Source organism: [Rhizobium] kunmingense (assembly GCF_977018605.1).
The window spans coordinates 1,275,001-1,289,236 of the sequence record NZ_CDRNXG010000001.1 but is presented as its reverse complement, the minus strand read 5'-3'; the positions used below and the strand labels follow the sequence as shown (position 1 = coordinate 1,289,236).

Annotated in this window: 11 protein-coding genes, 1 tRNA gene and 2 rRNA genes (1 of these 14 cut by a window edge); 4 read left to right on the top strand and 10 right to left on the bottom strand. The window is 57.8% G+C overall.

The features are described from left to right. Window positions 1-193: 193 nt before the first annotated feature. The 4 genes from AC0JZ4_RS06390 (at window position 194) to AC0JZ4_RS06375 (ending at window position 3,880) form a co-directional block, all read left to right on the top strand. Complete coding sequence (locus AC0JZ4_RS06390) at window positions 194-1,129, top strand: siderophore ABC transporter substrate-binding protein (protein ID WP_471885566.1); 936 nt, start codon at window positions 194-196, stop codon at window positions 1,127-1,129. A gap of 75 nt (window positions 1,130-1,204) precedes the next feature. Next, window positions 1,205-2,167, top strand: a complete 963-nt coding sequence (locus AC0JZ4_RS06385; RefSeq protein WP_471885565.1) for an ABC transporter permease — start codon at window positions 1,205-1,207, stop codon at window positions 2,165-2,167. Further along, window positions 2,157-3,125 carry an iron chelate uptake ABC transporter family permease subunit gene (locus AC0JZ4_RS06380; RefSeq protein ID WP_471885564.1) on the top strand — a complete coding sequence of 323 codons (969 nt, stop codon included), beginning with the start codon at window positions 2,157-2,159 and terminating at the stop codon, window positions 3,123-3,125. The genes AC0JZ4_RS06385 and AC0JZ4_RS06380 overlap by 11 nt, the downstream gene beginning before the upstream one ends. Continuing rightward, window positions 3,122-3,880, top strand: coding sequence for an iron ABC transporter ATP-binding protein (locus AC0JZ4_RS06375; RefSeq protein WP_471885563.1), 759 nt, complete (start codon window positions 3,122-3,124; stop codon window positions 3,878-3,880). The genes AC0JZ4_RS06380 and AC0JZ4_RS06375 overlap by 4 nt, the downstream gene beginning before the upstream one ends. Here the strand turns inward: AC0JZ4_RS06375 and AC0JZ4_RS06370 are convergent. The 10 genes from AC0JZ4_RS06370 to AC0JZ4_RS06325 all read right to left on the bottom strand — a co-directional run. Beyond that, window positions 3,871-4,956: an alpha-hydroxy acid oxidase gene (locus tag AC0JZ4_RS06370; protein ID WP_471885562.1), complete on the bottom strand. Its 1,086-nt coding sequence runs from the start codon at window positions 4,954-4,956 to the stop codon at window positions 3,871-3,873. The two genes, AC0JZ4_RS06375 and AC0JZ4_RS06370, sit on opposite strands and share 10 nt — an antisense overlap. Then, a complete protein-coding gene (locus AC0JZ4_RS06365; protein ID WP_471885561.1) occupies window positions 4,953-5,636 on the bottom strand; it encodes a tetratricopeptide repeat protein in 684 nt (227 codons plus the stop codon). The genes AC0JZ4_RS06370 and AC0JZ4_RS06365 overlap by 4 nt, the downstream gene beginning before the upstream one ends. Then, a complete protein-coding gene (locus AC0JZ4_RS06360; RefSeq protein ID WP_471885560.1) occupies window positions 5,636-6,322 on the bottom strand; it encodes a Fe2+-dependent dioxygenase in 687 nt (228 codons plus the stop codon). The genes AC0JZ4_RS06365 and AC0JZ4_RS06360 overlap by 1 nt, the downstream gene beginning before the upstream one ends. A 108-nt stretch (window positions 6,323-6,430) precedes the next feature. Continuing rightward, complete coding sequence (locus AC0JZ4_RS06355) at window positions 6,431-7,363, bottom strand: TonB-dependent receptor (RefSeq protein ID WP_471885559.1); 933 nt, start codon at window positions 7,361-7,363, stop codon at window positions 6,431-6,433. Window positions 7,364-7,515: 152 nt separating this feature from the next. After that, window positions 7,516-8,115: a hypothetical protein gene (locus AC0JZ4_RS06350; RefSeq protein WP_471885558.1), complete on the bottom strand. Its 600-nt coding sequence runs from the start codon at window positions 8,113-8,115 to the stop codon at window positions 7,516-7,518. Window positions 8,116-8,182: 67 nt separating this feature from the next. Next, entirely contained in the window at window positions 8,183-8,995 is an 813-nt protein-coding gene (gene istB, locus AC0JZ4_RS06345) for an IS21-like element helper ATPase IstB (protein ID WP_094513296.1), read from the bottom strand. Next, window positions 8,985-10,511 carry an IS21 family transposase gene (gene istA / locus AC0JZ4_RS06340; RefSeq protein WP_471885053.1) on the bottom strand — a complete coding sequence of 509 codons (1,527 nt, stop codon included), beginning with the start codon at window positions 10,509-10,511 and terminating at the stop codon, window positions 8,985-8,987. The genes istB and istA overlap by 11 nt, the downstream gene beginning before the upstream one ends. Window positions 10,512-10,989: 478 nt before the next feature. After that, a tRNA-Met gene (locus tag AC0JZ4_RS06335) sits at window positions 10,990-11,066 on the bottom strand. 258 nt (window positions 11,067-11,324) lie between these two features. Continuing rightward, window positions 11,325-11,439, bottom strand: a 5S ribosomal RNA gene (gene rrf, locus AC0JZ4_RS06330). 111 nt (window positions 11,440-11,550) lie between these two features. Next, window positions 11,551-14,236, bottom strand: a 23S ribosomal RNA gene (locus AC0JZ4_RS06325) (it continues 113 nt past the right edge of the window).

The following is a 14,236-nucleotide window of genomic DNA, read 5'->3' as shown; positions in this document are numbered from 1 at the left end:
TGTCCTGGAACTCGAAAGGAGCTAACGCTTTCGCGGAATGTTTCCGCACAATCACTTTAGAACTAGTCTGAACTACATCGTTTGACAAAATTCGCTTACCGGAACTAAAGCAGACTTCAAGGATCAAGTTAAGTTTAGTTTTCAGAAAATGGAAGCCGAGGCGCATGCACGGTTCGATGACGAGGAGATGACCTTGAAAAAAGCAGGCCACATATTCACGAGCTTCCTTATCGCCGGCGCGCTTTCGATCGCGACGGTATCGACGGCGTTGGCGCAGGAGGTAAGGATCCAGCATGCGCAGGGAGAGACTGTCCTGACGTCCCCGCCGCAGAAAGTGCTGGTCCTCGACATGCCGAGCCTCGATACGCTGGCGGCTCTCGGGGTCGATGTGCAGGGCGTTCCGGGAACCAACCTTCCCCAATACCTGTCACGCTATTCGGACAGTCGGTATCTCAAGGTGGGCTCTCTTTTCGAACCCGATTATGAGGCGATCAACGCGGCAGAAGCCGACCTTGTCATCGTCGGCGGACGCTCCCGCGCCAAATATCCGGACGTGTCGGCCATCACGCCGGCCATCGATATGTCGGTCGACAGCAAGAACTTCACCGAAAGCGTCAAGACCAACATCAGCAAGCTCGGCGACATCTTCGACAAGCAGGACAAGGCGAAGGAACTCGTCGCAGCCGTCGACGAAAAGCTGGCCGCCTTGAAAAGCGCCGCCCCTTCCGCAGGCAAGGCCATCATCCTCGTGACCAATGCCGGCAAGCTGGGCGCCTATGGTCCGAATTCCCGTGTCGGATGGCTGCACAAGGAAGTGGGTTTCGCCACGGTTGAGGAAAACATCGACGATCGCTTCCACGGCGGAGACGTGGTTTCCTTCGAATACTTGCTCGAAAAGAACCCGGACTGGCTGTTCGTGATCGACCGCGATGCGGGGGTTGGACAGAGCGACAGTGGCAATGCCGCCGCCCAGGTGCTCGACAACGAGTTGGTTCACCAGACGACGGCCTGGAAAAAGGGCCAGGTCGTCTATCTTGATCCGCAGGCGGCCTATATCGTCAGCAGCGGCTATACGGCGCTCACGACCCTGATGGACCAAGTCTACACTGCCATTTCGGCTAAGAAGTAAGCCGACCCTCCTCGATCTGAAGATGGGCTTCGGTCGGCACTCCGACGGAAGCTCATTACCGTGTGAGCAATCCTGTTGAAAATACTGGCACTTGCGTTTCTCATCGCCGTTGCACTCGCCGTCACGAGCCTCTTCGTCGGCGTGAGCAATGTTGGCGTGGCGGCTTTGGCCTCGTCGACGGCAGATGCGCATGCCATGCTGGTACTGCTGGCAAGTCGTATCCCGCGCACCCTGGCGCTTGTGCTCGCCGGCAGTTCCATGGCGATCGCCGGCCTGATCATGCAGATGCTCGTGCGCAACCGCTTCGTCGAGCCATCCACCGCCGGAACGACTGAATCCGCCGGCCTCGGCCTGCTAACCGTCACCATGATCGCGCCGGACACCTCCATCTTCGGCAAGATGCTGGTAGCCGCCGTTTTCGCGCTTGCCGGGACCGCACTCTTCCTGCGTATCCTCAGGCAGATACCCTTGCGCGACGTTCTGCTCGTGCCACTGATCGGTATCATGCTCGGCGGCGTCATCGGCTCGGTTACAGCCTTCTTCGCCTACCGCTTCGACCTGACCCAGACCATGCTCGCCTGGATGACCGGCGATTTTTCGGGCGTGTTGCGCGGACGATATGAACTCCTCTGGCTCGGCTTCGTGTTTGCGGTAGCCGCCTATTTCGCAGCAGATCGCTTTACCGTGGCCGGGATGGGACGCGACTTCACAACCAATCTCGGCATGAACTACAGGCGTGTCATGGCTTTCGGCCTGTTGGTCGTTTCCCTGGTCAGCGCAGTCGTTGTCGTCACCGTCGGCATGATCCCGTTCCTCGGCTTGATCGTGCCAAACGTCGTCAGCATGATGATCGGCGATAACATGCGCCGCTCCGTTCCATGGGTCGCGACGCTTGGGGCAATCTTCGTCCTACTTTGCGATATCATCGGACGAACGATCCGGGCGCCGTACGAAGTGCCTATCGGCACGGTGATCGGCGTCATCGGCAGCGTGCTGTTCCTGTATTTGCTTTTGCGGAAACGCCACCATGCTGTCTAGGGATGCCGACAGACGGGCACGGCTCGTGCTTTACCTGCTGGCGACACTCGCCGCGCTTTCCATACTGGCGTTCATGACGCTTGGCGCGCGCGGAAGCTGGGCCTTCATCATTCAGTTCAGGGGCATGAAGCTGCTGTCGCTTCTGCTCGTCGCCTATGCGATCGCTGTCTCGACGGTCCTGTTCCAGACGGTGACCAACAACCGCATCCTGACACCCTCGGTGATGGGCTTTGACGCGCTCTACGTGCTCATGCAGACAGCGCTGATTTCCTTTCTCGGTTCCGACATCGTCCTGCTCTTCAATCCGCAGGCGAAGTTTCTGGTCGAGACCGTGCTGCTCGTCGCGTTTTCCGCTGTTCTCTACCGTTGGCTTTTCGTCGGCGCCGAGCGCAGCCTTCATCTGCTCGTGCTGGTCGGCATCATCCTCGGCGTGCTGTTCCGCAGCTTCTCGACATTCATGCAGCGCGTACTGGATCCCAACGAGTTTGCGGTCCTCCAGGACAGCCTGTTCGCCAGCTTCAATTCCGTCGATTCGACGTTGCTGGGGGTTTCGGCAGTCCTCGTCGCCGCCACCACGGTCGTCGGCCTGAAGCTGATGCATACCCTGGATGTCCTGTCTCTCGGTCGCTCGGCCGCAATAAGTCTCGGCGTCAACTACAAACGCACGGTGACCACGATCCTGATGGTTGTATCGGTCCTCGTGGCGGTATCGACCGCGCTTGTCGGTCCGGTGATGTTTTTCGGCCTTCTGGTTGCCGCGCTCGCGCATTATGCGACGGGAAGCGGAAAGCATGTCTACATATTGCCCTCGGCAATTCTCATGGCAGTCATTTGCCTTGTCGGTGGTCAGGTCGTGCTTGAACGGGTCTTCGCCTTCAATACCGCGCTGTCGATCATCATCGAATTCGTCGGCGGCATCGTCTTCATAGGTCTCATTCTCAAGCGGGGTACGCGATGATCATCGCCGAAGAGGTCAGCAAATCCTATGGTGGTACAATCGTCGTCGATGGCGTATCGGTATCCATCCCGACAGGCGGCATTACCTCGATCATCGGCCCGAACGGAGCCGGAAAATCGACATTTCTGTCGATCGTGTCCCGCCTGATGTCGATGGAGAGGGGAACGGTGACCGTCGATGGTCTGGATGTCACAAGGACGCCGAGCGACGCTCTGGCCCGCAGGCTTTCCATTCTCAGGCAGGACAACCACATCTCCTCACGGCTGACCGTGCGCGATCTGGTGAGCTTCGGGCGCTATCCCTATTCGAAAGGCAGGCCGACGATTGAGGACAAGGTCCATATCGACCGCGCGCTCGACTATCTGCATCTAGAGCCCCTGGCCGGACGTTTCCTCGACGAACTCTCCGGCGGCCAACGTCAGCGCGCCTTCGTCGCCATGGTTCTGTGTCAGGACACGGACTATGTGCTGCTCGATGAACCGCTCAACAATCTCGACATGAAACACGCGTCGAGCATGATGAAGATCATGCAGCGCGCCGCCGACGAACTGAAGAAGACCGTGGTGATTGTTCTCCACGACATCAACTTCGCCTCCTGGTATTCCGACCGTATCATTGCGATGCGCGATGGCAAGCTGACACACCAGGGCGCGGCAAGCGAGATTATCAGGCCGGCCGTACTCAAGGAAATCTATGACATGGATATCGGCGTGGTCGAGGTGAACGGCCAGCGGGTCTGCCTGTTCTACGAATAGTCGCGACCGGTGAGGACCGTCCGGTCGATGGACGCCAGGCTCGGGCGCCCAAGCAGTGCCATGGCTGTCTCGAGTTCCGTCTGCAAGATTGTCAGCACGTGAGCGACGCCTGGGACGCCGCCGACGGCCAGAGCATGAAGTATCGGTTGGCCGATCATCACCGCACGGGCTCCAAGCGCAATGGCCTTGACGATATCCGTGCCGCGCCGGAAACCGCCATCGACCAGAACGGGCATCCTGCCCGCCACCCTCGCCGTGATGCTTTCGAGCGCCGACATGGTCGACGGGACGGTATCAAGCACCCTGCCGCCGTGATTGGAGACGATGATGCCGGAGCAGCCGGCAGCAAGCGCCCGATCGCAGTCATCGGGGTTCAGCACGCCTTTCAGGAGAACGGGAAGGCGGGTTCGGCGGCACAGATCCTCGATGTCGGTCCAGCGGGGCGCATGTTCGGCAAGCCTGTCGAACACCGGGCTTCCGCGCCTTGCCACGAGCGGTCGGGACGGCGCCATGCCGACGAGGTTTGCCGCCGTGACGTCCGCCGGAAGATGAAAGCCGGCACGCTGCTCCACATTGCGAATGCCACCGAGCGGTGCATCGACGGTGACAACGATAGCACGATAGCCCGCCGCTTCGGCCCGCTCGACGAGCGACAGGCTGTCGCGATGGACAGGCTGCATATAGAGCTGGAACCAAAGTGGGGAGGACGATACGGCAGCGATCTCCTCCAACGGCACGCTGGCCTGGGTGCTCACGGTCATCCAGGTACGTGTCAGGGATGCGGCGGTTGCCGTGGCAATCTCGCCGTCGGGATGAAGAAGCCTGTGATAGGCGGTCGGTGCGACGATGATCGGATACGGCAGTTCTTCGCCGAACAGGACAGAGCTTGCCGTTGCCCCGCTCATGTCGGCAAGCGCGCGCGGCATCAGCTCGATACGGGAAAACTGTTCTCTGTTTGCGCGCTGCGTCACGCCATCGGCGGCATGGCCATTGATATACGCGAAGACAGCGGCATCCACCCGCGCCGGGAAATGGCGCTCGTAGTCTTCCAGCGAAACGGTGTCGGAAGGTATCACCCGTCTACCCGTTCTGCGGCTTCAGCTAATTGCAGGGCGCGACGCCCGTAATCCGCCACCTGCGGCAGAGGATGCGGCATCAGCAACTGCGCCATGCTCCGGTGAAAGGACGAAAAGCCGCAATCGAGCGCACGGTCGATCCAGGGCAACGCATCGTCGACATCGCCATGCGACAGCATCACCCGTGCGAGGTTGAACTGGGCCCAGCAATCACCGCCTTCCGCACCGCCGCGATAGAATTCCATCGCCTTGTCGAGGTCTGCCGGTCCGATACGCCCATCCTCATGAAACAGGCCGAGCATGTTCAGTGACTTGACGTGACCGTTGCGTGCCGCCGACATGTAGAGCGTATAAGCTGCCGCATTGTCGCGACCGACGCCGGAACCCCGGCAATAGGCGTCGGCAAGATTGAACATCGCCCACACGTCTCCGAGTTCCGCAGCAGATTGATAGTATCGGGCGGCCAGCGCGGGATCAGCCTGCACTCCCCAGCCACGCTCCAGGCACCGGCCCATCATGTTGAGCGCGCGCGGGTCCCCGCTTCTCGCCGCAGCGCGAAACGTATCCGCCGCATGATCGTGCTCGCGCCGATCCAGATACATCTGACCAAGCGCCAGCTGCACCTCGACCATCGTCGCAGTATCGGCATCGGCAGTCTTATCTCCGTGGATTGCCTGCATCAAAGCTCAGCCCAGCGACGCAGCAGATTATGGTAGTGATTGACGAGACCAAGCACGGCATGATTGTCGTCCCCCAAAAGGCGCCGGGTTTCGATGATCGACACGTCGAGATCGTAAAGCATCGTCCTTGATCCGCCGTCCTTGACCATCGATTGCGTCCAGAAGAACGACGCCCATCGGCTCCCGCGCGTGATCGGCGAGACCCTGTGAAGGCTGGATGACGGATAGACGACCATTGAGCCGGCAGCCAGCTTCACGGAATGCGTACCGTACGTATCCTCCACGATCAGTTCGCCGCCGTCATAGTCTTCCGGTTCCGTCAGGAACAAGGTCGACGAGACATCTGCCCGCATGCGCACGCCGTTCGATCCCGGCACCGACCGGATGGCATTGTCGACATGCGCGCCGAAACTCATCCCGACGTCGTAGCGATTGAACATTGGCGGCATCACCCGCAGCGGCAGTGCAGCGGAATTGAAGGTCGGGTTGCGGCCGAGCGCCGTCAGGATGAGGTTGCCGAGCTCCATAGCCTCCCTGCTGTCGACCGGTATCTGCAGATTGAACTTGGATTGGGCAGCCTGTTGACCTGCCGTGACCCTGCCGTCGACCCATGCGGAACTCTCCAGAACCGATCTGCAATGCAGGATCTCGTCCTTGCTGAGGACATTCGGGATTTCGATGAGCATGGGATCTATCTCTTTCGCCGCCGCGCAATACCGGCGGAACTTTGCGACTGTAATGTACGTGGGAAGCAGGCAGCAAACCGAAGCCTGCCGCCTGATAAGCGGATAGGCCTAGAAGGTTGCACCGACATTCAGCATGAATGTCCGGCCGGACGTCGGTACGGCGCGCACCGCATTGAACGTCGATGTGTAGTTCAGGTGGTCCGTGAGATTGTAGCCATTGAACGAGACGCGGAAATTGTCCTTCTTGTAAGCGAGCACCGCGTCGAGGGAGAATGTTTCCGGCACCTCGGCCGTGTTTCCGGCATCGGCCCAGTAGGACGAGGCGTACTGGATACCGCCACCGAGCGTGAACCGTCCCGGAAGGGCCAGGGCATTCTCGGGAAGATCATAGCTCGTCCACACAGTGAGGTTGTTCCTTGCAACTCCCGGAGCATCGTTGCCGATCTGGGCGGCATCGTCGGCATAGGTGACTTCGCCGTCGAGATAGGCGTAGGCTACGTTGACCGACCAGTCGTCGGTCACCTTGCCGCTGACGCCGACCTCGACGCCACGGATACGGCGTCCCTGCCCACTGTCGGAGAAGCCTGGCGAAACCTCACCCGTCACTGGGTCGGTCGTGTAGGAGTTATCCTTGTCGATCTGGAAAACCGCGCCGGTAATGCCGAGACGTCCGTCGAGGAAATCGGCCTTCGCGCCGATTTCGAACGTATCGGCCTTTTCAGGGCTGTTATCAAGGCCGTCTCTCGGAACCTCGCTGCCGACACCGCCGACCGCGGCAGCGATATCCGTGCCGATCGGGCGATAGGTGCGCGAGAAGGATGCGTAGAGCATGTAGTCGTCCGTCGGCTCCCAGATGGCACTGATAGCCGGGCTGACTTCACGCGACGTAGCGGACCCTTCGATCGTGGTTACGCCTGCTGCATCCGCGCTCTTGAACTCGCTGTTGAAATAGTCCCATCGCAAGCTGCCCTGCAGCGAGAACTGTTCGGTAAGCCACACCCTGTCGCTGGCAAATGTGAAGGTAATCGCCGAATTTCCCAAAGCAAAGAAAACATCCGCAAACTGGTAGGTCCAAATTTCCCAAGTCCGTTTAAGTTAGGAAATCAAGGTGTTAGAACACGGTCGTACGGAGGTCCCAACACACGGCGTGCAGCCCAGATTTCTGGACGTCTCACGACCATCGGGCCTCATCTTCATGCGACCCTTGGTATGGATTGGTTCGCGGCAATCAATCGTTCTGATGAACTGATCCCGAGCCTCTCAAATGCGAGATCGTCGTCGACATGCCACGGTGACAGAATAAGGTTGTTTGAATCGATGAGCGCTTCCTCGAGCTTGCTCTGGACCTTTCTGGCTCGCCACCAAACGGCGTCTCGCGATCCTGAGACTGGGCCGCCGCTCTCCTTGATATGGCAATCGATGCTTTCTTGTGCCTGATCGACGTCATGGACCAGCCACAAGGCAACCAAGCCCCAAGGTGAGTCTGACATCGGATGCTGTCTGTTTAGACCGTCCACGATCTCCTGAATGCCTCGGTCCGACGCCCCCACGGATAGCTGTTGGACAAAATCCCCCGCAACGGCCACGTAAGCGAACCCCGCCTCTATTGAATGCGGCACTCCTCGTGCCGTCCCGATGTAGTGGTCGAGCATCTCTATAACGCCCTCATCGTGAAGGAAGTCGAGGGCCGCCTTGAGGCCCGTGATATCGCCCTTCACAATAGCAGCCTGGGCATTCGCCAACTGCTGCGTCACCGCCCGCGCCAGGAGATGAGACGGATAGCCCATGCTCATGACATGCTGGAGTGTTGATTGCCACTGAGAACTGACCCGGCGTTTCCACCGAGAATTGACCCGCTTGTTAGGTATGTTTCGGGTCTGCGGTCGTGGTCAAGTTCCTCGTTTTCTCCTTTGTCGTTTTGGTGTCGTGCGCAGAGCTGTTCTTGAAGCGGAAGCTGTCGTTTCCGGTTTCAAGGATGTGGCAATGATGGGTAAGCCGATCGAGCAATGCTGTGGTCATTTTGGCGTCGCCGAACACGCTGGCCCATTCACTGAAGCTGAGGTTTGTGGTGATGATGACGCTGGTTCGCTCGTAGAGTTTGCTGAGCAGGTGGAACAGCATCGCACCGCCCGACGCGCTGAACGGCAGGTATCCAAGCTCATCGAGGATGACGAGATCGGAGTGGACGAGCCGATTGGCGATCTGCCCAGACCGTCCTTGCGCCTTCTCCTGTTCCAGCGCGTTGACCAGTTCGACCGTTGAGAAGAATCGGACCCGTTTGTGGTGATGTTCGATGGCCTGAACACCTATCGCGGTAGCAATGTGTGTCTTGCCCGTGCCAGGGCCACCGACCAGAACGATGTTGTTTGCATCGTCCAGGAAGTCGCAGCGATGAAGCTGTTGCACGAGCGCCTCGTTGATCTCGCTGCTGGCGAAGTCGAAGCCGTTCAAATCACGATAGGCAGGAAAGCGAGCTGTTTTGAGCTGATAGGCAGTCGAACGAACTTCACGTTCCGCGGTCTCCGCCTTGAGGAGCTGCGACAAGATCGGAATGGCAGCCTCGAACGCCGGCGATCCTTGCTCAGTCAGTTCGCCGACGGCTTGTGCCATGCCGTGCATCTTCAGTTGCCGCAGCATGATGACGATAGCACCGCTTGCTGGATTATGACGCATGGCGGGCCTCCGTCTTTCTCAGGGCATCGTATCGTTCGACATTGGCCTTGGGCTCGTTGATGAGCGTCAAGGCTTGCGGCGCATCAATGGTCGGCGGCGTGAAGGATTTGCCGTCGACGAGGCGATGCAGCAGGTTCAGTACATGCGTCTTGGTCGGAATCCCGGACTTCAGTGCCATATCGACCGCCGACAGGACGGCCTGTTCATCGTGCTGAAGGACGAGCGCCAGGATATCGACCATCTCGCGGTCGCCACCCGGCTTCTTCAGGAGATATTGCTGCAAGGTCCGGAATGCGTCCGGTAGCTCGACGAATGGTGCACCATTGCGCAGAGCGCCGGGCTTACGCTGCACCACCGCCAGATAGTGCCGCCAGTCGTAAATGGTCTGTCCCGGTCGGTCATGGGAGCGATCGATGACGCGACGATGCTCGCAAACGATCTGTCCTTCCGCAGCAACCACGACACGATCCGGATAGACCCGCAGGCTCACCGGTCGATTGGCGAAGGACGCCGGGACGCTGTAGCGATTGCGCTCCAGATGGACGAGGCAGGTCGGTGAGACACGCTTGGTGTGTTCGACAAACCCATCAAACGGCCGGATAACGGGCATAAGCGCGCGTGCTTCCTCCGCCCAGATGTCGGCAATGGAGCCACGCATCTGGCCGTGTGGGGTCTGCGCCCAGATCTCCTTGCAGCGCTGCTCGAGCCAGTCGTTCAGAGCATCCAGCGATGGAAAGCGCGGCGTTGGCTGCCACAGACGATGACGCGCGTCCTGAACGTTCTTCTCGACCTGTCCCTTCTCCCAGCCGGAAGCCGGATTGCAGAACTCGGGTTCGAACAGGTAGTGGCTGGCCATCGCCTGGAAGCGGACGTTGACGTCACGCTCTTTGCCACGGCCGACCTTGTCGATCGCGGTGCGCATGTTGTCGTAGATGCCACGACCGGGGATGCCTCCGAACACGCGGAATGCATGGTTGTGGGCGTCGAAGAGCATCTCGTGGGTTTGCAGCAGATAGGCCCGCACGATGAAGGCGCGGCTGTAACTCAGCTTCGTGTGCGCCACCTGTAGTTTGGTGCGCTCGTTGCCGATGATGGCCCAGTCTTCCGACCAGTCGAACTGGAAGGCTTCACCGGGATCGAACGCCAGGGGCACATATGTCCCGCGACCCGTCGTCTGCAATTCCCGCTGCCGATCATCACGCCATTCCCGAGCAAATGCCGCCACCCGATTATAGGAACCCTCATAGCCGAGGCTCATCAGATCGGCATGCAATTGCTTCATCGTCCGCTTCTGTTTGCGGTTCTTCTTGGATTCGGTCTTCAGCCAGGCCGACAACCGATCTGCAAACGGATCAAGCTTGCTCGGCCGCTCCGGCACCTTGAACTTCGGCTCCACGCCGTCCAGGCGAAGGTATTTGCGAATGGTATTCCGGGATAGGCCGGTCCTGCGGCAAATCTCCCGGATCGATAGATGGTCTCGAAAATGCCAGCGTCGGATCACGCTCAATAACGCCATGTCGATCACTCCATAGCCCCCGCTGAAAACATGCGAGGGAAGGTTGGAACATGGGTCAATTCTCAATGGAAATATCAGGCCACGCCGGGTCAGTTCTCAGTGGAAATCAACACTCTAAGCTTCATACAGATCGCTGCTGCCATGATATGGATGCGGTGAATGTCGATTCAGCCTGGAACGTCTCGCAAAGGGCTGGCCCAGCGGCGAGATCGATGCTCTCATGCCATGGAATTACCAGGTCTAGAAGGCCTCAGCTTGTCGCTTACCCGGCATCTCTGCAGGTCCACGGAGAAATCGCCAACATCATCGCTTCGATGGATGTGATGCAACAACAGTTTGTGGCCGCGGCCCAGCACGACCTGCTAACAAGCATTGCATCTGGCGAGATCGACACGGAGCACAAAGAGACAAGCTCCTCGAGGCTTACGCCAAGGAGCTTGTGAGAAAGTTTCCGGAATGGGAGATATTCTGAGATTATTGGTTGCGGGGGCAGGATTTGAACCTGCGGCCTTCAGGTTATGAGCCTGACGAGCTACCGGGCTGCTCCACCCCGCGACGAGCACAAACCTTTGGTTTGTGCGAGATGCCAACGCGAAGGCGTTGGCGGACTGCCGGAGCAAAACCCTTTGGGTTTTGTCTCCTGTAAGGCGGGCACCAGATCAAGACCAGTGAGCCATCCTTATTCCGTCTTGTTCTGCGTTTTTCGGCGATGAACGACGAAGGGCCGCATGAGCGGCCCAACTGGTGTTTCGGCTTGGGCCGAGCTGTGTCGAGAAGATTGTATCATGCTTTCGCATGCATTGCCTTTAGAAGACCTGGCAGCGACCTACTCTCCCGCGTCTTAAGACGGAGTACCATTGGCGCTGGGGCGTTTCACGGCCGTGTTCGGAATGGGAACGGGTGCGGCCGCCCCGCCATGACCACCAGGTCATCTAAGGGCAATGTGAAGAGAAGCTGGTTCACTCTTTGAGTGATTGATTTGAACACGTCTTTGTCTCACGGCCTGCGTTTGCAGGCGGATGAGCATTGATCAATGGGAACGATTAAGCCAATCGGGCTATTAGTAAGGCTAAGCTTCATGCATTACTGCACGTCCACACGCCTCCTATCAACGTGGTCGTCTACCACGGCCCTGATAGGGAATACTCGTTTTCAGGTTGGTTTCCCGCTTAGATGCCTTCAGCGGTTATCCATTCCATATATAGCTACCCTGCTATGCCGTTGGCACGACAACAGGTCCACCAGAGATATGTCCATCCCGGTCCTCTCGTACTAGGGACAGATCCTGTCAATATTCCTACACCCACGGCAGATAGGGACCGAACTGTCTCACGACGTTCTGAACCCAGCTCACGTACCGCTTTAATTGGCGAACAGCCAAACCCTTGGGACCTGCTCCAGCCCCAGGATGCGATGAGCCGACATCGAGGTGCCAAACAACCCCGTCGATATGGACTCTTGGGGGTCATCAGCCTGTTATCCCCGGCGTACCTTTTATCCGTTGAGCGATGGCCCTTCCACGCGGGACCACCGGATCACTATGACCGACTTTCGTCTCTGCTCGACTTGTCAGTCTCGCAGTCAGGCGGGCTTATGCCATTGCACTCGACGACCGATTTCCGACCGGTCTGAGCCCACCATCGCGCGCCTCCGTTACTCTTTCGGAGGCGACCGCCCCAGTCAAACTACCCACCATACACTGTCCCGGATCCGGATGACGGACCGCGGTTAGACATCCATGACGATAAGGGTGGTATTTCAAGGATGGCTCCACGAAGACTGGCGTCCCCGCTTCAAAGCCTACCACCTATCCTACACATGCCGACACGAATGCCAGTGTAAAGCTATAGTAAAGGTGCACGGGGTCTTTCCGTCTAACCGCAGGAACCCCGCATCTTCACGGGGAATTCAATTTCACTGAGTCTATGCTGGAGACAGCGGGGAAGTCGTTACGCCATTCGTGCAGGTCGGAACTTACCCGACAAGGAATTTCGCTACCTTAGGACCGTTATAGTTACGGCCGCCGTTTACTGGGGCTTCAATTCAAAGCTTGCACCTCTCCTTTTAACCTTCCAGCACCGGGCAGGCGTCAGACCCTATACGTCGTCTTTCGACTTCGCAGAGCCCTGTGTTTTTGATAAACAGTCGCTACCCCCTGGTCTGTGCCACCCTCTTCCACTTGCGTAAAAGAGGGTCACGCTTCTTCCGAAGTTACGCGTGCAATTTGCCGAGTTCCTTCAGCATAGTTCTCTCAAGCGCCTTGGTATACTCTACCTGACCACCTGTGTCGGTTTCGGGTACGGTCTATACGGTGGAGCTATTTCCTGGAACCGCTTCCCTGCAAGATCAATCCAATAAGACCTTACAAGTTACGCAATCCGTCACTACCACCAGGCCCACGAATATTAACGTGGTTCCCATCACCTACGCATTTCTGCCTCAGCTTAGGGGCCGGCTAACCCTGCTCAGATTAACTTTAAGCAGGAACCCTTGGTCTTTCGGCGAGGGGGTCTCTCACCCCCTTTGTCGTTACTCATGTCAACATTCGCACTTCCGATATCTCCAGGGGCCCTCACGGGTCCCCCTTCACAGACTTACGGAACGCTCCGCTACCACACATCTTACGATGTATCCTCAGCTTCGGTGCATGGCTTTAGCCCCGTTACATTTTCGGCGCAAAGACCCTTATTTAGACCAGTGAGCTGTTACGCTTTCTTTAAATGATGGCTGCTTCTAAGCCAACATCCTGGTTGTTTTGGGATCCTCACATCCTTTCCCACTTAGCCATGACTTGGGGACCTTAGCTGGAGGTCAGGGTTGTTGCCCTCTTCACGACGGACGTTAGCACCCGCCGTGTGTCTGCCGATTAGTACTCCCAGGTATTCGGAGTTTGGTTAGGATCAGTAAGACGGTGAGTCCCCATAGCCCATCCAGTGCTCTACCCCCTGGGGTATTCGATCGACGCTCTACCTAAATAGATTTCGCGGAGAACCAGCTATCTCCGAGTTTGATTGGCCTTTCACCCCTAGCCACAAGTCATCCCAATCTATTGCAACAGATGCGGGTTCGGTCCTCCAGTTGGTGTTACCCAACCTTCAACCTGCTCATGGCTAGATCACTCGGTTTCGGGTCTAATGCAACTAACTGAACGCCCTGTTCAGACTCGCTTTCGCTGCGCCTACACCTACCGGCTTAAGCTTGCTAGTTACACTAAGTCGTTGACCCATTATACAAAAGGTACGCCGTCAGGCTTGCGCCCTCCGACTGCTTGTAGGCATCCGGTTTCAGGTTCTATTTCACTCCCCTTGTCGGGGTGCTTTTCACCTTTCCCTCACGGTACTTGTTCGCTATCGGTCATGCACGAGTACTTAGGCTTGGAGAGTGGTCTCCCCATGTTCAGACAGGATTTCACGTGTCCCGCCCTACTCAAGGACAATGAGTGTTCTACGCTTACGGGGCTATCACCCACTATAGCCAGGCTTTCCAACCTGTTCAGCTTTATTCCTCATTGCCACTGGCCTGGTCCGCGTTCGCTCGCCACTACTTACGGAGTCTCGGTTGATGTCCTTTCCTTCAGGTACTTAGATGTTTCAGTTCCCTGAGTTCGCTTCTTACCCCTATGTATTCGAAGGTAAGATACCTTATAAACAATACCTAGAAACCTAAACCGTACCGAAGCACGGCTTAAACTTTCTAGGTATTTAAGGTGGGTTGCCCCATTCGGA